At 48.1% G+C, this 18118-nt stretch carries 19 protein-coding genes, 1 tRNA gene and 1 pseudogene; 17 read left to right on the forward strand and 4 right to left on the reverse strand.

Annotated elements, in window-relative coordinates:
- The first annotated feature begins 134 nt into the window (after window positions 1-134).
- Window positions 135-602, forward strand: coding sequence for a DUF4079 domain-containing protein (locus HRE53_RS08610; RefSeq protein WP_212663068.1), 468 nt, complete (start codon window positions 135-137; stop codon window positions 600-602).
- Window positions 603-807: 205 nt separating this feature from the next.
- On the opposite strand, the gene HRE53_RS08615 is transcribed toward HRE53_RS08610, so the two are convergent.
- Window positions 808-963 (reverse strand): hypothetical protein, encoded by a 156-nt coding sequence (locus HRE53_RS08615; protein WP_235109998.1) that lies wholly within the window; start codon window positions 961-963, stop codon window positions 808-810.
- 31 nt (window positions 964-994) lie between these two features.
- On the opposite strand from HRE53_RS08615, the pseudogene HRE53_RS08620 reads away from it, so the two are divergent.
- The 4 genes and pseudogenes from HRE53_RS08620 to HRE53_RS08635 form a co-directional block, all read left to right on the forward strand.
- Window positions 995-1264, forward strand: a pseudogene (locus HRE53_RS08620) (cupin domain-containing protein); the annotation flags it as partial.
- A gap of 178 nt (window positions 1265-1442) precedes the next feature.
- Window positions 1443-1685, forward strand: coding sequence for a DUF4131 domain-containing protein (locus HRE53_RS08625; RefSeq protein WP_235110000.1), 243 nt, complete (start codon window positions 1443-1445; stop codon window positions 1683-1685).
- A 56-nt stretch (window positions 1686-1741) separates the two neighbouring features.
- Window positions 1742-2572 carry an IS1 family transposase gene (locus tag HRE53_RS08630; RefSeq protein ID WP_235108928.1) on the forward strand — a complete coding sequence of 277 codons (831 nt, stop codon included), beginning with the start codon at window positions 1742-1744 and terminating at the stop codon, window positions 2570-2572.
- On the forward strand, window positions 2541-3293 hold the full coding sequence (locus tag HRE53_RS08635; RefSeq protein ID WP_235110002.1) for a ComEC/Rec2 family competence protein: 753 nt from the start codon (window positions 2541-2543) through the stop codon (window positions 3291-3293). The genes HRE53_RS08630 and HRE53_RS08635 overlap by 32 nt, the downstream gene beginning before the upstream one ends.
- Window positions 3294-3352: 59 nt before the next feature.
- On the opposite strand, the gene HRE53_RS08640 is transcribed toward HRE53_RS08635, so the two are convergent.
- The gene (locus HRE53_RS08640) at window positions 3353-5080 is read right to left on the reverse strand and encodes a reverse transcriptase domain-containing protein (RefSeq protein ID WP_235110003.1); all 1728 of its coding nucleotides are present in this window, start codon (window positions 5078-5080) and stop codon (window positions 3353-3355) included.
- A 641-nt stretch (window positions 5081-5721) separates the two neighbouring features.
- Between HRE53_RS08640 and HRE53_RS08645 the strand changes: the two genes are divergently transcribed.
- Entirely contained in the window at window positions 5722-6972 is a 1251-nt protein-coding gene (locus tag HRE53_RS08645; RefSeq protein ID WP_255801479.1) for a ComEC/Rec2 family competence protein, read from the forward strand.
- A gap of 34 nt (window positions 6973-7006) precedes the next feature.
- Window positions 7007-7093 (forward strand) — tRNA-Ser (locus tag HRE53_RS08650).
- A gap of 37 nt (window positions 7094-7130) precedes the next feature.
- Here the strand turns inward: HRE53_RS08650 and polA are convergent.
- Window positions 7131-10085, reverse strand: a complete 2955-nt coding sequence (gene polA / locus HRE53_RS08655) for a DNA polymerase I (RefSeq protein ID WP_235110007.1) — start codon at window positions 10083-10085, stop codon at window positions 7131-7133.
- 207 nt (window positions 10086-10292) lie between these two features.
- On the opposite strand from polA, the gene HRE53_RS08660 reads away from it, so the two are divergent.
- Together HRE53_RS08660 and HRE53_RS08665 are read left to right on the forward strand one after the other, a co-directional pair.
- Entirely contained in the window at window positions 10293-10583 is a 291-nt protein-coding gene (locus tag HRE53_RS08660; RefSeq protein WP_235110009.1) for a hypothetical protein, read from the forward strand.
- Window positions 10584-10632: 49 nt separating this feature from the next.
- Window positions 10633-11004 (forward strand): hypothetical protein, encoded by a 372-nt coding sequence (locus HRE53_RS08665; protein ID WP_235110010.1) that lies wholly within the window; start codon window positions 10633-10635, stop codon window positions 11002-11004.
- A gap of 81 nt (window positions 11005-11085) precedes the next feature.
- Here the strand turns inward: HRE53_RS08665 and HRE53_RS08670 are convergent, their stop codons facing one another.
- Window positions 11086-12246 carry a phosphoserine transaminase gene (locus HRE53_RS08670; RefSeq protein ID WP_315876574.1) on the reverse strand — a complete coding sequence of 387 codons (1161 nt, stop codon included), beginning with the start codon at window positions 12244-12246 and terminating at the stop codon, window positions 11086-11088.
- Window positions 12247-12450: 204 nt separating this feature from the next.
- Between HRE53_RS08670 and HRE53_RS08675 the strand changes: the two genes are divergently transcribed.
- The 8 genes from HRE53_RS08675 to HRE53_RS08710 all read left to right on the forward strand — a co-directional run bounded on the left by HRE53_RS08675 (window position 12451) and on the right by HRE53_RS08710 (window position 18015).
- Window positions 12451-12744 (forward strand): DUF3288 family protein, encoded by a 294-nt coding sequence (locus tag HRE53_RS08675; RefSeq protein WP_235110012.1) that lies wholly within the window; start codon window positions 12451-12453, stop codon window positions 12742-12744.
- Entirely contained in the window at window positions 12744-13247 is a 504-nt protein-coding gene (gene sixA / locus HRE53_RS08680; RefSeq protein WP_235110013.1) for a phosphohistidine phosphatase SixA, read from the forward strand. Before HRE53_RS08675 ends, sixA begins: the two co-directional genes overlap by 1 nt.
- Window positions 13248-13335: 88 nt before the next feature.
- Window positions 13336-14472 (forward strand): citrate synthase, encoded by a 1137-nt coding sequence (locus HRE53_RS08685; protein WP_235110014.1) that lies wholly within the window; start codon window positions 13336-13338, stop codon window positions 14470-14472.
- 155 nt (window positions 14473-14627) lie between these two features.
- Entirely contained in the window at window positions 14628-15746 is a 1119-nt protein-coding gene (gene nuoH, locus HRE53_RS08690; RefSeq protein WP_212663076.1) for an NADH-quinone oxidoreductase subunit NuoH, read from the forward strand.
- A gap of 71 nt (window positions 15747-15817) precedes the next feature.
- Window positions 15818-16420 (forward strand): NAD(P)H-quinone oxidoreductase subunit I, encoded by a 603-nt coding sequence (gene ndhI / locus HRE53_RS08695; protein ID WP_212663077.1) that lies wholly within the window; start codon window positions 15818-15820, stop codon window positions 16418-16420.
- A gap of 3 nt (window positions 16421-16423) precedes the next feature.
- Window positions 16424-17020 carry an NADH-quinone oxidoreductase subunit J gene (locus HRE53_RS08700; RefSeq protein WP_212663078.1) on the forward strand — a complete coding sequence of 199 codons (597 nt, stop codon included), beginning with the start codon at window positions 16424-16426 and terminating at the stop codon, window positions 17018-17020.
- Between the two features lie 43 nt (window positions 17021-17063).
- Entirely contained in the window at window positions 17064-17369 is a 306-nt protein-coding gene (gene nuoK, locus HRE53_RS08705; protein WP_012162654.1) for an NADH-quinone oxidoreductase subunit NuoK, read from the forward strand.
- 82 nt (window positions 17370-17451) lie between these two features.
- A complete protein-coding gene (locus HRE53_RS08710) occupies window positions 17452-18015 on the forward strand; it encodes a rhomboid family intramembrane serine protease (protein ID WP_235110015.1) in 564 nt (187 codons plus the stop codon).
- The last annotated feature ends 103 nt before the right edge of the window (window positions 18016-18118 follow it).

Genomic DNA, 18118 nt, shown 5'->3' on the forward strand with positions numbered 1-18118 from the left:
AGCCGTTGTCACTCCATCCCAACTGTTCGCAAGAAATCATTACACTTAAAAGTCGTAGCGGTTGCATTCACCCGATTGAAGGGAATCACGCTGCATTGAGAACACTGCCGAAGCCTGAAAGGAACACATTAAGAATGGAAGAACTATTAGCCCCTATCGCGGGATTTTTTCAAAGTTTAGGATTGCCTGAGCCCATCGTGCATTGGGGCCATCCCACCATGATGGGAATTGTGGTGTTTGTGATGGGATCCTATGCGGGTGTAAAAGGCTGGCAAGGCCGATTAGCCACTGATGAAGAAGATGGGAGCCAGAAAAGAGCGGCCCATGCTCAAGTGGTGCCCTGGATGTTTTTGTTTATCGTTTTGGGATATACCGGAGGCGTGCTGTCTTTGGTGATGCAGGAGCAACCAATTTTTGAGAGTCCTCACTTCTGGTCGGGTACCGCTGTGATTGGTTTATTGGCGACTAATGCGGTGCTGTCTATCAGCAACTTTTGGGGAGAAAACAGTTTTCGCTCGGCCCATGCTTATGTTGGTAGCTCTGCCTTAGTTCTACTGGTTGTCCATACACTACTGGGTTTTAAATTAGGTTTATCGTTTTAACCTAACGGAACTACAGTCGCTAACCTCAAGTCAGCCCACACCTCTCTCTTCCCAGAATAGGAAGAAGCCACGTCAATACTGCGTTATTTCCCAACACTTTATACTGAGTCTGTCTAACGCAAAGATTGAGTAACCATCCTCTCTTGCAAGGGGATGGTTACTGTACACGTGACTCAAGAGTGTAGCGATGAATTTCACACCCCATTTAGTCAAAGCCTCCACCCTCCAAGAGTCGCCAGAACAATGTTTTCAACATCCCTTGAATCCCAATGCCATCCGTCACACTAAATCGATAGGAGATTGGGTAGGACTCAAACGACTGGGGGGTCCACCTAGTCCGAGTAGAGCCGGGCCGAGACACAACACAGTTTCACTACCATCATCAAGAAGAAGAATTTATTTATATCCTTTCAGGAAAAGGGATTGCCGCCATTGGTGAAGCTGAATATGAAGTCGGCCCAGGCGACTTTATGGGATTTACAGCCCCTTCCCAACCCCATAGTTTGTCTAATCCCTTTGACCAAGACTTGGTTTATTTGATGGGGGGAGAACGACGCTCTGTAGATATCTGTGACTATCCCAAATTGCAGCAACGCTTAATTCGCCATGGTGAGAACCGTCAACTTTATAACTGGGATGATCAGCAGCCATTTGAGACCTAAATGCAGGCATTGAATGGTGCTATTCTCTACATTGCTTGGATCGTCGGATTACTCTCCACCGCTGCACCTAACGGCTGGATAGGGCTTATTGCATTAGGGCTGGGGCTAATGGGAATGCGAGTCCTCAGTTTGCAACAGCCTTGGCCTGTTCTCTATCCTTGGCGACGCGGCCCCCACTGTGATCTTTTGGCTAGGCACGTTAGGACTAGCTCTATTTGCCAGCCTATATTTCACGATGCGGACTCCAACGCCTGGACCACGAGATATCAGCCGAGCCGTCGCTGAAGTCTCTCGCTCACCCGTTACCGTCACAGGCACCGTGACAACCCTGCCTCGCCTAACGCGAAGTCAAAATATTCAGTTTCAGATGGAGGCCCTAAAACTACAAGCAAAGCCGACTCAAAAAACGGTTCGGTTGTGATTCAATCAAATGTGGGTCAGATAGAATAATACATTCCTTCTGCTATTAGAGTAACCATGCAATGCCCATTGTGCGGTCATCCCAAAGCCTATAAGCATGGCAAGATGGCCAATGAGAAACAACGGTATCACTGTCCTATTTGTAAACGAACTTTCACTGAAACCTTTGATACCCTTTACTATCGTCGACAGACCTGCCGAGAGACGATCCATCAAGTTCTCCAATCTCATGCAGAAGGCACGAGTCTCAGAGGCATTGCCCGAATCACTGGGCTTTCCTACAACACGGTTGTCTCCCTCGTGCGTTCTGCTAGCCAACGCTCTCAGCAACTTCATAATGGCAACGTTCAAGCAGTCAGCACCGATGATGTCAGTGCCGATGAGATGTGGTCCTTTGTGAAAAAAAAGCAAAAACATTGCCGACCATCAGAGCTAGAGGTGGGCGATTGTTGGATGGCGATTACGTTGGCCAACACCAGTGGTTTGATATTGACCTGTCGGGTGGGCAAGCATACCGACTCATTGTTGGATGAACTGATGACCAGCACTGAAGGCAAGACCGATTGCAAGTTTTGGAATAGTGATGATTGGGGCGGTTATGAGCGCATCTTAGGGCCAGACATTATCCACTACATTGGTAAAGACCGAACTCAACGATTGGAGCGTACCAATGGGATTGTTCGGCAGCAAACAGGTCGATGGCATCGCCGCCAAAATAAGTTTGGCAAAGTTTGGGAGCAAACGAAGGTTACGGCTCGGTTAGGGGTGAGCTATTTTAATTGGATTTGGACTCACAGCCGATTCAAAACGACTGCGGCCCAACGAGCAGGATTAGCTGATTGCCCATGGAACTGGAATGACATTCTTTGCTACCCCACAATTATTTGAGGCACGACCAACGGTTCGCGGATTGCTCTATGTATCCTTGCCTCCGAAACAGGGACAAGAGCTACATCCAGGGCAACAAATAGAAGTTTCTGGCTATCTTTATAAGCCTCGCCGCTCCTCTACGCCCCAAGGCTTTGACTTCGAAGACTACTTGACCCGCTCCGGCATCTTTGCAGGCTTACGAGGTAAAACCGTTACGGTTAAAAAGCCTGGAGGAACTTGGGGCGGATGGGCTGTGCGGCAACGCATTGTGCGATCGCACTCCCGATACCTGGGACCCGACAAAGGGGCCTTAGTCAGCGCCATGGTTTTAGGCCATCGTCGGGTCGATTTGCCGTTCGATCTACGCAATCGCTTTGTCAAAGTGGGTTTAGCCCATGCCCTAGCCGCGTCAGGGTTCCATGTTTCCATCATTCTCTTGGGACTGCTGAAGGTCACGAGTCGTCTATCGTCTCGAACACAACTTCTCACTGGGCTCATCGGACTCAGTGTTTTTATCCTCTTGAGTGGGTTTGAGCCTTCTGTTTCCCGCGCGGTCTTAATGGGCATGGCCAGTCTGGTAGCCGTTGCAACGAATCAAAAATTGAATCCAGTCGGCGTATTGCTGGTCGTGGCTGTTGGGCTGCTCGTCATCCAGCCCCAATGGATCTGGGATTTGGGATTTCAGTTAGGGTCGAGTGACAGGTCACCCTGTCACCCTCCCATTCAGAACGGTGCATGAGACTTTCGAACTCACACCGCTCCTCAACAATACGGCTGTTGTCATCAGTACCATTTGCCCTATATTTTGATGACGCTTTCGATTGACTCTAATTCAGTTTCCTGTACCAAAGCCTTACGGTTAGCGTTATCACGGGCGGTTTTTACATCGTGGCAATGGCGATGAAGCGGTTGCAGATTGTCGAATCTATCTGTCCCACCATCCAATTTCGGAATTTTGTGGTCAACCTCAACTAAATCGCCTTCCATAAACAGTAGTCCACATGCTGGGCATTTCCCTTTGTACCTTTTAAGTAGTAAGGCTACTTGGTTAGGTAATTCAGGGTGTTTGCCTCTTCTTGTACTCCAGTACAGTACATCCCCATCAAAGAAGCTCCTGTTCCCCTTTACTTTTATATGGCGCACGATTGGGATAGAAGAATGAGAGATTAATTTCATTCCTTTCTGCGTTGAGAAAGTAAGCCTATCCTCAATGTAATGCCAGTATTTGAGCAGGGTTTTGGGATTAAATTTTCCGGTTCTGTACCTTGCCCATGCTCTTAGTTGTGAAAACAGAACTTTGTCACAACTTGCGAAGGTTTGTTTACTGCATACCCGTGAGTAGTAGTTACACCATCCCCTAACTATCGGGTTGAGCTTGTTAATCAGTGCCGCTTGGGACGCTGTTTTATAAGCATCGATGGTATCTCTAAGTTTCTGAATATGCAGGGCTACCTTCTTTTTGCTGGGCTTGATGATTGTTTTGAAACCTAGTTTTTTACCGTGTGGGCTTTTACCAGATTGGTGTTTCCCAACCGGATACTGACGGATATTGAAGCCGAGAAAATCGAATCCAACCTTTCCTTCATACGGAATAAGTGTATGGGAAATACAGGTTTTGCTAGGTTTCAATTCTAGAGACATCTCCTTTAACCAGGCTTCCACTACTGATTTACACCGTAAAATGACATCTAGCGATTTATGGAGAATGACGAAGTCATCGGCATAAAAACAGACACATAATTCCTGTTGTGCCGTCTTACTTGGATGTATGCATTCTCTAATCGCTGTTTCCAATCCATAAAGGGCTACTAAAGCTAATAATGGGGAAATCGTCCCCCCTTGGGGTACCCCTTCATTGGTTGGAAAGAGTTGGCCATCTAGTACCACTCCCGACTTCAACCAGGCTTTAATTTGCCTGTTTAAGCTGGGAAAGGTGTTCAGCTTAGTCAATAGCTTTTTCTGGTTTATCCTGTCGAAACATTTCGAAATATCAGCGTCCAAAACATATTTTTCTTTGGACTTGATACCGTTGAAAATTGTCTCGATTGCATCATGAGCACCCCGTCCAGTTCTAAAGCCGTGGGTGTTGGTTTCAAAAACCGCTTCCCATTCGGCTTCAAGTGCTAGTTTCACTAGCATTTGCCTTGCCCTTTCCATCATGCAAGGGATTCCTAACGGTCTTTCCTCCGTCGTTCCGGGTTTTGGGATCATCACCCGTCGCGTCGGTTTAGATTTTCCGGTTAGGTACAGGTTATTCACGAGGTCAAGCCGTTCTTCCGGTGTCAGGGATTTTACCCCATCCACTCCTGCTGTTTTCTTGCCTTGATTATCCTGCGTGATCCGTCTGACTGCTAGAAGCTTGGCAGATCTGGACTTCATCAATAGTTTCTGGAGTCTGTGAACCTGCTTAGTATCACCACGATGTTTGGCTTTGAAGATTCTGGTTTGGAGTCGATAGACATTCTTCTGGACTTGTTTCCAGTTGATGTCTGTCCATTCATCACTACCCATAATTGAGTGTGTCATCGTCTTTACTCTGACTAAAGGCTCTTCATTCCGTACTATCGGGTCTACGTCTGCGTATCCTGGGCATTACCCCAGGCATTGGCTTCTTAGACCATCCCTCCTGCCAGTCCATTCGGTTTAGTACCTGCTCTAGATATTCGACCTTCTAGAGTGAAAAACTGGTCAGGTTACTTCGTTCCTGATGTTCTTTGTTTGTGTGTTTAGAGTTGTACTTTCCACCGGATTTCGTTATGGGTATAAAACCTTCTTTCCAAGCATGAGAAGGTTCGAGAAATCAGTAACTTTTGTTTCCAGTGTTGTGATTGTCAAGCATTGCTGGATAATCATTTCAGCCTTTTCACTGGTTGAGGATCACGATGGTTCAGTCATACATTCAGGCTCATTGAGCTTTACTCATGCACACGTGCTAGCCGGGTTTCCAGATTAGGCTTCCAGATACCGACATTTATCCCCGCTTCATCCCATTGGCACTAAACCGTTGAGATGGGGGTTATGCTTTCACACCTTATACCGGGTGGGTAGGACTAGCTTCTGTTTCTTAGATTCATAGGCATCACCTACAAGTACATCAAGTTATCATCTGAGAGAGATTAAAGTGCGAACTCAACCCAGAAGGGGTTATCTCTCAGAAGCCCTACCTTATTAGCTTTTTAGCCTTTCGTGTAGGAACGAATCGCACGCTCAGCTTCCTCGCCACCTTGGGGCTGATCGTGACAGTGCCCTCCTTAACTCAGAAACTGGATTGGTTACCCCCTGCGATCGCATCCCTATTCGCAGTACCCATCGCTGCCATGCTGTGGACTTTGCCCTTACAGCTCTATCAGTTTGGAATTGCCCCCCTTTACAGTTTGCTGGCCAATCTCTGCACAACACCGTTTTTGATTCTGCTAACGGCAGGCGGATTTTTCAGCGGCATCGTATCAGTGGTATGGCCTTGGGCAGGGAGTCTGCTGGCTTGGCTGCTGGCGATACCCACCCAGGGATTGATTTGGCTAGTGACTCAGATTAGCCAGTTGCCGGGAGCTTCCATCACTCTGGGGACCATCTCGATTGGGCAGTTGGTGCTGCTCTATGGACTGCTGGTATCGGCATGGCTCTTACCGATGTGGAAGCAACGTATACCCCTATTGATAACCCTGGCTTCAGCCATCATCATTCTTCCCATTTGGCATCATCAAGTCCATCGCTTTCAAATCACGATTTTTGACCGGGCGACACCACCGATGATGGTGATCCAGCAGCCAGGTGGAACGTTGGTGTTGAATAGTGGCGATCGCAATACCGCCTCGCAAACCCTCGTTCCCTTTTTACAACGCCAGGGCATTGATCAAGTAGACCTAGCCTTAGCCACAGACCTACGACCTCGCTGGCGAGAAGGATGGCCCGCTTTACTCCAGCAGATCCCCTTAAAACAGCTCATTTCCATCTCTTTAACCGACAACACCGCATTAAAAGAGTGGATTCTTAAATCCCAGGTCCAGCCGGGACAACTGCGTTTACTCCAAGTGGGGGAACTACTCCTGCAAAACCAAACTCAAATCAGCGTATTGCGTCATCAACCCACTCTGCTGCAGTTCACCGTCAATCAGCAAAATTGGCTGATGGTTGCAGGTCGGTATCAGCGTTTATTGCCTTGGCTGCAAACGACCCAAGTACCTTCTCCACAAGTGTTATGGTGGTCCACAAAATTAGATCTAGAGGCCATCATGCAGTTGCAGCCCCAAGTTCTCATTCTCACGTCTCGCACTATTGATGCCCAAACTTTGAGCCAGCTAGAACGCCAAATCCCCCGAGTCTTCTGGACGCCCAGAGATGGCTCCGTGCAGTGGACCCGCGATCGCGGTTTTGAATCCACCTTCCCCCTTAGTGAAAATCCGGCTTCTCCCCTGTAGAATAGGCGTTAGACTAAACCAACAACCCCAACCTGGAGAGGTGGCAGAGTGGTTGAATGCGGCAGACTCGAAATCTGTTTTAGGGTCAAACTTAACGGGGGTTCGAATCCCCCCCTCTCCGTTTTAATTGAGATATAGTCAGCAAGCGGATAATAGTGCTATTTAGCCTCCATCCAGTTGGCTCCAGTATGAACTTCAGCTACTAAGGGGATACTCAAAGGGAGAGCCATTTCCATCGTGGTTCTAACTTGCGATCGCACATCCTCCACTTCATCAGGCGGTACTTCCAACACCAATTCATCATGAACCTGCATTAACAGCCGACTCTTATAGGGTTCTAGAGCAGCTTGGAGCTGGACCATGGCAATTTTAATCAGATCCGCACTAGATCCTTGGATGGGGGCATTAGCTGCAGCCCTCAACAAGCCCCGATCATAGCTACTCATTTTGATGTCGCTCAGATCAACCTCTGCCATCTCTTCTAGATCTTTGCCGCGATATTTCTTGAGGCCCCGACTATCAAACTCAAAGTAGCGACGACGTCCCAGAATCGTTTCCACATAGCCTTGGCTGATCGCTTCCCGCTCCATCCGCTGCAAATAGGCAAACACCTCTGGATAGCGATCGTAAAATCGCTGAATAAAGTCTTTGGCCTCGCCATATTTAACCCCTGCTTCCCGGGCAAACCGATGGGGTCCCATTCCGTAAATCACACCAAAATTGATGATCTTCGCTAGTCGTCGTTCTTCTGCTGCAATCTCGTCTTTTTCCAACAGCAATTGGGCTGTCAGGGTATGAACATCCTGGCCATTACGATAGGCCTCTAGCAGGCGAGGCTCTTGGCTGAGGTGGGCTAGAATACGCAGCTCAATTTGGGAATAATCCGCTGCCATTAAAATCCAGCTCGATTCAGGAATAAAGGCAGCTCGGATTTTGCGACTAAATTCAGTCCGAATGGGAATATTCTGCAAGTTGGGATTAGAAGAGGACAGCCGTCCCGTCGCAGTCACCGCCTGATTAAAGTCCGTATGGATGCGGTGGGTATCTTCTCTTACCAAAGTCGGCAAAGCATCCACATAGGTCGACTTGAGTTTGGCTAAAGTTCGGTATTCCAACAACACATCGATAATCGGATGATCGCCCTGGAGTTTTTCCAAGGTGGCGGCATCTGTGGAATACCCCAGCTTGGTCTTACGAGACTTTTTGACATCCAGCTCCAAGCGGCCAAACAGAATTTCACTTAACTGCTTAGGTGAGCCTAAATTGAAGATTTCGCCTGCCAGCTCATAAGCCCCTGCCTCCAATCGCTTTAGATCCGTATCCAATTGGGTAGATAGGGTTTGTAGATAGTCTTGGTCGATACGGACTCCCGACGTTTCCATCACCGCCAGCACTGCTTCCAGAGGCAGTTCCACCTCCTGAAACAGGCCATGCAGTGAGGGAATCGCAGCCAGTTCAGCTTCCAGCTTCTCCCTCAGCTGATAGGTAGTGAATACATCCAACCCACAATATTCAGCCACTTGCGGAATAGATAAGTCGGCAATAGTTTGCCCCTTTTTGACCAATTCCTTATAACTTTTCGCCGTTATTTGGAGATAATTCCGAGATAGATCTGTAAGGTTATGGCTGCGCTCTGGGTTCAACACATAGCTGGCCAACATGGTGTCAAACACAACACCCCGAATCTGAATCCCCTGGAACTGGAACACTAACCGATCAAACTTGGCATTTTGAAACGCCTTGGGATAGCTATCACTTTCCAAAATGGGACGTAATCCTGCTAGAGCCGTTTCTAGATCTAAGTTGTCGCCCTCTTTATGACCTAATGGAATATAAGCAATGGATTGTTCATCTCCCTGCCAACAACAGCCAATGCCAACGAGATGGGCATCTCGAGGGGAAAGACTATCGGTTTCTGTATCCCAAGCCACGGGCTGAGAAGCATCTGTGTAAGCCTCCAAGAGAGTGACTAACTCTGCCAATTTGGCGGGAGTATCGATAATCCGAGGAACAAGCTGGGGGGGTGGAGGGGTTTGAGCTGCATCCGTATCTTCCGCACTAAAAAACCAGGTGTCATCTCCATCATCAGCCGTTGATGGAGTGGCCGTAGCGGCAGGTGGAGCAATAGCTTCTCCGCCAAACTGCTTCTGAAGTTGATTGATTTGGCGCAGGAAAGACTGGAATTCTAGCTTCTCCAAAACGGGAGATACTTTATCGGCAGTGAAGCCTTTTATCTCAAAGTCTTGCGGCCCGACCTTTAAAGGCACATCCAAAACAATGCGAGCCATAAATTGAGAATGATAGGCAGCCTCTTTCCCCGTCACCAGTTTTTTCTGAACGGCCCCTTTGATTTGCTCAACAGAGGCATAGACATTGTCGAGGGTGCCATATTCAGCCAGCAGCTTAATGGCGGTTTTATCGCCAATCCCTTTCACCCCTGGAATATTATCGGATGAGTCACCACAGAGGGCCTTATAATCCACAATCTGCTCAACCGTGACTCCCATCTTTTCCTGGACTTCGGTTGGACCAAATGACCCCGGTTCTGCCCCACTACGAGAGGCTGCACTATAAATATTGCTCATATAAAGAATACGAACACGATCATCAGGCTGAACCAGCTGAAATAAATCGCGATCGCCACTCAGGATCTTCACCTTAAATCCCTGCTGGCTCGCCTGATAAGCCAACGTGCCCAACACATCATCGGCTTCATAGCCAGGCTCGACAACAATAGGTAAATCCATTGCGGTCAACAGCTCTTGTAGATTCTCTAAATCAGGAATGAAGTCTTCTGGTGTTTCAGCTCGGTTCGCTTTGTAGGTTTCATCCGCTTTATGCCGAAAGGTAGGTCCCCCCAAGTCAAACGCAATGGCTAAATAATGGGGTTTCTCCCTTTTCAATAAATCTAATAGATTCTTGAGAAACCCATAACAGACACTCGTAGGAATTCCCTTAGAGGTGCGTAATCCACCTTCTCGGCCTTTGGAAAAGGCATAGTAAGCCCGAAAGGCCAAGGAATGTCCATCGACCAAAACCAGGGTGGGTTTGGAGTCTGCGCTTGCAGAAGACTGAAGTGCAGTGGGTGTTTGGGAAGTAGAGGTGGGAGTCATGCCCCTATTGTACGGATTTACAAGGCTTTATCCGTGATATACAAGACTTTCCATACGATTCCTAATCCAGTCAAGGACCATCCCCTCTGACTCCAAAGGGTCACCCAAACCGTTAGCGGAAAGCTCTGAGAAGGGAACAATAAGCTGAAGCTATAGTGTGTCGCCACTTTTGCTCCCCTATTCTCATCGGAATTGAAAAGAGTAGCTATGACTAACCACAAAAGTCTGACTTATTTGGGCAGCCTGATCTTTGCCTTCTTTCTCCTCATCAGCTGCCAAAAGCAAGCGCTGGTCAGCAAGGAGAAATACGATCAGCTCAAGTTAGATATGTCTTATGAGGAAGTCAAAGGAATCATGGGCAGTCCCGGAAAGGTGAAGAAATTCCCAGGGCAACCCTCAACCGAAACGACCTATGTCTGGAAACAAGATGATTCTTCTTATCGCATTCTCGTAACCCTTAAAGATGGGAAAGTCGGCAGTTTAGTGGATATCAAGTGACATGCTAGATAGTGATAACCCTCCCCTCTAATGTTCAAATCTCCTAGCAATGATTGAACACAAGGTCGAACTGGTCGTCGATATTTCAGCTTCACCAGACGATGCAGACTACGATATGGCCTATGTTTACTGCTTCGATGCAGCAAAAAACTATTGTTTTTCCCTCTCAAGATTTCCTAACGCTGAACAAATTGAGGTGATGGTCCTTAATCAGCTAGTTAGCCACGTTGATGATGTGACGATATCTGTGTCTTCCAATCTGATAACAGCCACGTTAGAGGAAGAAACCGCTGCTTCTCTAGATGGATATCAGTACTATGACCTTCAATTTGAATTGACTCCATCAGAGATGACTCGCCTGATTGATAGCCTTAAGCGAATTTTTAATGGGAAGTCAGGATTATCGATTAACACCCCCTAAAACATGGGAGCGTTGCTTAAGCACAACACTCCCTAAACTCAACTTGATAGATGCACAAGATAAGCAGACGGATGCCTTAGGCTAACCGTGGCTTGCCTTCATCTGTTCATAAGCCCAGTCTAACCAAGGCGTCAATGCTTCAAGATCGGCTGTATCCACTGTGGCTCCACCCCAGATTCTGAGTCCTGGAGGCGCATCCCGATAGGCTCCAATATCGTAAGCCACTCCTTCCTTATCTAATAAAGTAGCTAACTGCTTAGCCCCTTTCGCCTGGTCTTCGGCAGCGAGAGCCGTATACCAAGGATCGACAATTTTAAGACAGATAGACGTATTAGAGCGGGTGGCTGGATCGACGGCAAGGAAATCCACCCAATCTGTTCGATCAACCCAATTAGTTATCACAGTCAGATTTGCTTGAGAACGGGCGATTAATGCCGATACGCCTCCCAAACTCTCCGCCCATTTCAACCCATCTAAGGCATCTTCCACACAAAGCATGGAAGGAGTATTAATAGTTGCACCTGTAAAAATGGCTGCATTAAGCTTGCCCTTTTTCGTTAACTGGAAAATCTTAGGGAGAGGCCAAGCCGGGGCATAGGACTCCAGCCGCTCGACAGCCCGAGGACTCAGAACCAACATACCGTGGGCAGCTTCTCCACCCATGACCTTTTGCCAGGACCAGGTGACCACATCCAGCTTGGACCAAGGAATATCCATGGCAAAGGCGGCGGAGGTGGCATCCGCAATCGTGAGGCCCTGGCGATTGTCCGCAATCCAGTCACCGTTGGGAACTTTGACCCCAGAAGTGGTGCCGTTCCAGGTGAATACAATGTCGCGATCGCAATCCAGTTTCGACAGATCCGGCAAGTGACCATACTCGGCCTTGGTAATGTTGCAATCCGGCAGTTTCAACTGCTTTTGCACATCCGTAACCCAGCCAGAGCCAAAGCTTTCCCAGGCAACCATTTCAGTACCCCGAGCGCCCAGGAGAGACCACATGGCAATTTCCACTGCGCCCGTATCGGAGGCAGGGACAATTCCACAGAGATAGTCTTCAGGAATGCCTAAAATTGCTTTCGTCCGATCAATCACCTCTTTGAGGCGGGCCTTACCCGGACCAGACCGATGGGAGCGTCCCACCAACGCATTATTCAGGGCTTCCAGATTCCAACCCGGACGCTTGGAGCAAGGGCCTGAAGAAAAGTAGGGACGTTGAGGACGTTGGCTAGGTTGGGAAGTCATATAAAATTTTACGTCGGGGTCAGGACTATCGAGTTGCAGCAAAACTTGGGCAGCTTGGCCCATAGCTTACTGAATGAAGTTAATTAGTCTAAGCTGCTTCGTCCGGGATCCAGCGTTCCGAATTATTTTTTTAAGATCTGGGAAGGCCTAAGGAGGTCGCTGGTAAACTTAAATCCTTCATGAGTCACATTCGGTCGATATTCCATGGCGCCAGAGAATAGCCTCAAGGATCAACGTCATCCGCAGCAAGAGCGCGATCGCAACACCCTCAATCGTCTGCTGCGGGAAGAGCCCAATTCCCTCAACTGGGCTGAACTAGCTCGGCTTCGCATTCGCTATGCCGGATTTCCAGGAAGTCGAGATATTCAAAAAGATCTGGATAAGTTACTAGAGAAATGGGGCGTCACCGAAGCCCAACTTTTCGAGAAAACCCGCGAAATTCACGCCACCCAGAAAATTTACACGGTTCGGACCAATAAAAAAGAAGACTGGACCTAATGGCGCAGCCTCTGAAGCTCTATTTCATTCGTCATGGAATTGCCGAAAAGCGACAGTCCCATCTCCCCGACAAGCAACGAACATTAACCTCTAAAAGTCAACAGAAAACCCAGAAAGTGGCCCAGCAACTGCAAACACTGGGAATCAATTTTGACTATTTGCAAACCAGTCCTCTAGTACGCGCCCACCAAACCGCTGAGATTATCCAGCAACAGGGACTCATCAGCGCCATCCATGTCTCTGGTTTATTGAGTCCCGAAGGAAACTGGCAAGACTGGCTGAATTGGTTTCAGAACTGGCGAAAACAAGGTTTGAAGCATTTAGCCTTGGTCGGACACGAACCTAACTTGAGCGCATGGGCAGAAATCTTAGTATGGGGGCAACCCCGTCAGCAACTGGTTTTGAAGAAGGCTGGTATGATTGGACTACTCTTGCCAGAGCATCACAACCCTGTGGGGCAAAGTACCCTGTTTTGGTTGACTGCTCCAAAATTGCTGTTTTAGAGCCAATAAACGCCTTCGCCCTGTCCAGCTCCCCCCTCAGTTCACCCAGACAGCTTGGCGATATATTCATCTTCATCTGAGAGACACTATGGTCGCTTGTGAATTTCAACCCGGTTTAGAAGGTATTCCTGCTGCTCAATCCCAGGTCAGCTTTGTCAATGGTCAAGTGGGTCAATTGGAGTACCGTGGTGTTCCCATTGAAGCCCTAGCGGACCAAAGCAGCTTTCTCGAAACGGCTTATCTATTGATTTGGGGTGAATTTCCCAAATCAGATGACCTGCACACCTTCCAGGAAGAAATCACCCACCATCGCCGCATCAAATATCGCATTCGGGACATGATGAAGTGTTTCCCCGAAAGCGGTCACCCGATGGATGCGCTACAGGCATCTGCTGCAGCCCTAGGGCTGTTCTACTCCCGACGGGCCTTAGACGATCCCACTTATATTCGGCAGGCCGTGGTGCGGTTACTGGCAAAAATCCCGACAATGGTGGCGGCATTTGAGCATATTCGTAAGGGGAATGACCCCGTTCGGCCACGAGATGATTTGAGCTATGCCGCTAATTTTCTCTACATGATGAATGAGCAGGAGCCCGATCCCTTTTTGGCCCAAGTATTTGACACCTGCTTGATCCTGCACGCCGAACATACGATGAACGCCTCCACCTTCTCGGCTCGGGTCACAGCCTCCACCCTCACGGATCCCTATGCCATTGTGGCCTCAGCGGTGGGCACCTTAGCAGGTCCCTTGCATGGAGGAGCCAATGAGGAAGTGATCACAATGTTGGAGGAGATCGGCTCGGTTGAGAATGTCCAGCCTTTCTTGGACGAGAAGCTAGCCACCAAATCGAAAATTATGGGATTTGGGCATCGAGTCTATAAGGTCAAAGATCCCCGAGCTAAGATCTTGCAAAAATTAGCCGAAAAATTATTTGCCAAAACCGGTGGTGATCCATCCTATGAGATTGCCCTAGCCCTGGAAACAGCAGTGGCCGAAAAGTTAGGGAGTAAAGGCATTTACCCTAATGTTGATTTCTACTCCGGGTTGGTTTATCAAAAGCTGGGAATCCCCACCGATTTATTTACGCCCATATTTGCGATCGCAAGAGTGGCAGGCTGGTTAGCCCACTGGCGAGAGCAGCTGGAAACCAACCGAATCTATCGCCCTAGCCAGGTTTACATCGGCGAACATAGCCTTTCTTATATCCCCCCGGAAAGTCGTTAGGGCAGACATTGACTAGAATCAATCCTTTTACTAAACCCTAATTGAACCGGATGTCAGACCATGAAGTTATTCGCCAAGAAACTCTCCTAGGCGTATATACTGGTTTAGGCATCAAGAAACTTTACAAATCATATATTCAGTAAGAACGGGCGGCAATGAACCCAGGTATTGATCTTGAACAACGCTTCGTTGAAAATTTGATGGAATTGGGGTTAACCCCCGGTGTCGCCAAAACCATTTGGCTCCCAATCCCCATGTTGTTGATGATTATCGGTGCAACGGTGGGTGTGCTGGTTTCGGTTTGGCTAGAGCGAAAAGTTTCAGCGGCAGCTCAGCAACGAATAGGCCCCGAATATATTGGACCGTTGGGTATCCTAGCGCCAGTGGCAGATGGCATCAAACTTGTCTTTAAAGAAGACATCGTGCCCGCAAATACTGACCCCTGGCTCTTTACGTTAGGTCCCATTCTGGTCGTTATTCCCGTATTTTTCTCCTATCTGATTGTCCCGTTTGGTCAGAATATCCTGATTACAGACCTGGGCATTGGCATCTTTTTCTGGATTGCACTATCCAGCATTGCGCCGATTGGTCTGTTAATGGCGGGATATTCATCCAACAATAAGTACTCTTTGATAGGTGGGCTGCGAGCGGCTGCTCAATCGATTAGCTACGAAATTCCACTAGCCTTGGCTGTATTGGCTGTAGTGATGATGTCCAACAGCCTTAGCACGATTGAAATCGTTAACAAGCAGTCGGGCTATGGCATTCTCGGCTGGAACATTATTCGCCAGCCCATTGGGTTTATGTTGTTCTGGATTGCCGCCTTGGCGGAATGTGAACGCCTGCCCTTTGACTTACCCGAAGCGGAAGAAGAATTGGTGGCGGGTTATCAAACTGAATATGCAGGCATGAAGTTTGCTCTGTTTTATTTGGGGTCCTACGTCAACCTAGTGCTGTCTTCGATTTTGGTAGCGGTCCTCTACTTTGGAGGTTGGGACCTTCCCATTCCAGCAACGATGATTGCGGACTGGATTAATGTCGATCCCAATAATGCCATTTTTGAATTGGTGACAGCAGGCTTAGGCTTGGTGATGACCTTGCTAAAAGCCTATTTCTTTCTATTCCTAGCTATTTTGTTGCGCTGGACCGTTCCTCGGGTCCGCATTGACCAGCTTTTAGATTTTGGTTGGAAATTTTTACTGCCTGTGGGATTGGTGAATCTCCTTCTCACCGCCGGTCTAAAATTAGCGTTTCCTTTTGCCTTTGGTGGATAGGCTTAAGGCAAATTTTCTAAACTGTAAATTAGCGCCAACCTTCATCTGCCGACATCTGAGAGTGAACATCCATGCTCAAGTTTCTGAATCAAGTCACCAGTTACGGGAAAGAATCTTTCCAAGCTGCCCGTTACATTGGTCAAGGTCTAGCAGTGACCTTCGATCATATGAAGCGCCGCCCCATTACGGTGCAGTATCCCTATGAGAAGCTCATCCCTTCCGAGCGATTTCGCGGTCGCATTCACTTTGAATTTGATAAGTGCATCTCTTGCGAAGTCTGTGTCCGAGTTTGCCCAATTAATCTCCCCGTAGTGGATTGGGAATTTAACAAAGAGATCAAAAAGAAGCAGCTCAAGCACTACAGTATTGACTTTGGAGTCTGTATTTTCTGTGCCAACTGCGTGGAATACTGTCCCACCAACTGCCTCTCAGTCACAGAAGAGTATGAGCTATCTACCTTCGACCGCCATGAGCTGAACTTCGATAGCGTAGCGATGGGACGCTTGCCCTATAAAGTGACGCAAGATCCAATGGTCACCCCCATTCGCGAATTTGCCTACTTACCAGCATCAGAAATTGACGGTCATAACGTTGACCATACGGCACCGCGAGCTGGGCAAACGCCAGCTGAGATTGTCGCTAGCACACCGCAACCAGAAACCAAGGAGGGCTAATCAGTGAATCTAGCAGAAGGGGTTCAGCTAGTCTCCCTCATTATTTTGTCTGTGATGATGCTCGGAGCTGCTTTAGGAGTGGTTCTATTTGAGAGTATTGTCTACTCAGCGTTTACCCTGGGTGCGGTATTTATCAGCATTGCGGGTCTTTACATTTTGCTAAATGCTGACTTTGTGTCGGCAGCCCAAATCCTTGTCTATGTGGGTGCGGTGAACGTCTTGATTCTGTTTGCGATCATGCTGGTTAATAAGACAGAAGAATTTAAACCATTACCCAGGCGCTGGATTCGTAAGGTTTCTACCGCTTTTGTGTCCTTGGCTCTGTTCACACTGCTAGCAACAATGGTCCTGCAGACCAATTGGCCAGTGGATGTAACCCTAACGCCTCCTGCTTCCTCTGTGGAAACCATTGGTATTCATTTCTTTACGGATTATTTGTTGCCCTTTGAATTGGCTTCCATTCTCTTGCTGATGGCTTTGGTCGGCGCAGTTGTCTTAGCCCGCCGGGAAACCATTATTGGCGAGGAAACAGCCATTGTGGGAGAAGAACCAGCTCCAGTGTTGGAATTACCAGAGCGTCCCAAAGAGCCTATTGCTTAGCGCTTGATACCTTTTAAGTCTTGGAGAATTTCAGAGAATCCCTATGAACCTTGAGTTCTTTTTACTCTTAGCAGCTGCCCTCTTTTGCATTGGCATCTATGGCCTAGTGACTAGCCGTAACGCAGTTCGGGTATTGATGTCGGTGGAACTATTGCTGAATGCCGTTAACTTGAATTTAGTGTCCTTCTCCAACTTTTTGGATGGCCAAAACATTAACGGTCAGGTGTTTACAGTATTTGTAATCACCATTGCAGCGGCTGAAGCAGCAGTTGGTTTGGCCATTATCCTCTCCATCTACCGCAACCGTGACACAGTCGACATGGAACAGTTCAATTTGCTGAAGTGGTAGTAGGCCATCTCATCTTTTAGTCAAGAGTGGCGATTTCACCGCTGAGCTGATTATGCTTGAGGTGTAGTGCATCGCAACCTGAATGAGAGATCAGCTCAAAACCCAACTGCAAATTTTAGGAGTCTGTGCGATCACACTTTGGAGCATTCAGCTTCTCAATTGGATCACGGATGGTTTTTTAATTCAGTTTGGCATTCAACCCCGTACCCTAGTCGGCCTGCGGGGTATTCTATTTGCCCCCTTTCTCCACGGCAACTTCAGACATCTACTGGCAAATACTGCCCCCTTTTTAGTCTTGGGCGGTTTGGTCATGGTCCGCCGGATTATGGATTTTTTCTCCGTCAGTTTAATTGTGATGGTGGTGGGAGGCTTGGGGACCTGGCTCATTGGCGGCCAGAATACCGTCCATATTGGCGCTAGCGGGTTAGTGTTTGGTTACCTGGGCTATCTTCTGTTTCGGGGATACTTTGAGCGCAGCTGGCCCGCCATTACCCTGTCGGTGTTTGTAGCAATTGTCTATGGCAGTATGCTATTTGGTTTGTTACCCACGATGCCTCATATTTCCTGGGAAGGTCATCTATTTGGATTTATCGGGGGTGGAATGGCCGCTAAATGGCTCACCGCAAAACCCAAATCGGCAGGCTAATAGACCTTAGAAGCTCACAAATTAGCGGTAGAATTATTAAGTAATTTTTCAAAATATTTCTATGCCCCGCCGTGCTGATGCTTCCAAACGAGAGAAAAAAAGC

This window comes from Acaryochloris sp. 'Moss Beach' (assembly GCF_021497025.1).
GTDB classification, from domain to species: Bacteria; Cyanobacteriota; Cyanobacteriia; order Thermosynechococcales; family Thermosynechococcaceae; genus Acaryochloris; species Acaryochloris marina_A.

Coding starts and splice junctions, on each gene's coding strand:
- sixA (WP_235110013.1), top strand. CDS start 12,744: ATGGCGCAGCCTCTGAAGCTCTATTTCATTCGTCATGGAATTGCCGAA.
- HRE53_RS08710 (WP_235110015.1), top strand. CDS start 17,452: ATGAGAGATCAGCTCAAAACCCAACTGCAAATTTTAGGAGTCTGTGCG.
- nuoK (WP_012162654.1), top strand. CDS start 17,064: ATGAACCTTGAGTTCTTTTTACTCTTAGCAGCTGCCCTCTTTTGCATT.
- HRE53_RS08665 (WP_235110010.1), top strand. CDS start 10,633: ATGATTGAACACAAGGTCGAACTGGTCGTCGATATTTCAGCTTCACCA.
- HRE53_RS08640 (WP_235110003.1), bottom strand. CDS start 5,080: ATGACACACTCAATTATGGGTAGTGATGAATGGACAGACATCAACTGG.
- HRE53_RS08675 (WP_235110012.1), top strand. CDS start 12,451: ATGGCGCCAGAGAATAGCCTCAAGGATCAACGTCATCCGCAGCAAGAG.
- HRE53_RS08630 (WP_235108928.1), top strand. CDS start 1,742: ATGCAATGCCCATTGTGCGGTCATCCCAAAGCCTATAAGCATGGCAAG.
- polA (WP_235110007.1), bottom strand. CDS start 10,085: ATGACTCCCACCTCTACTTCCCAAACACCCACTGCACTTCAGTCTTCT.
- HRE53_RS08660 (WP_235110009.1), top strand. CDS start 10,293: ATGACTAACCACAAAAGTCTGACTTATTTGGGCAGCCTGATCTTTGCC.
- HRE53_RS08610 (WP_212663068.1), top strand. CDS start 135: ATGGAAGAACTATTAGCCCCTATCGCGGGATTTTTTCAAAGTTTAGGA.
- ndhI (WP_212663077.1), top strand. CDS start 15,818: ATGCTCAAGTTTCTGAATCAAGTCACCAGTTACGGGAAAGAATCTTTC.
- HRE53_RS08635 (WP_235110002.1), top strand. CDS start 2,541: ATGACATTCTTTGCTACCCCACAATTATTTGAGGCACGACCAACGGTT.
- HRE53_RS08670 (WP_315876574.1), bottom strand. CDS start 12,246: ATGACTTCCCAACCTAGCCAACGTCCTCAACGTCCCTACTTTTCTTCA.
- nuoH (WP_212663076.1), top strand. CDS start 14,628: ATGAACCCAGGTATTGATCTTGAACAACGCTTCGTTGAAAATTTGATG.
- HRE53_RS08685 (WP_235110014.1), top strand. CDS start 13,336: ATGGTCGCTTGTGAATTTCAACCCGGTTTAGAAGGTATTCCTGCTGCT.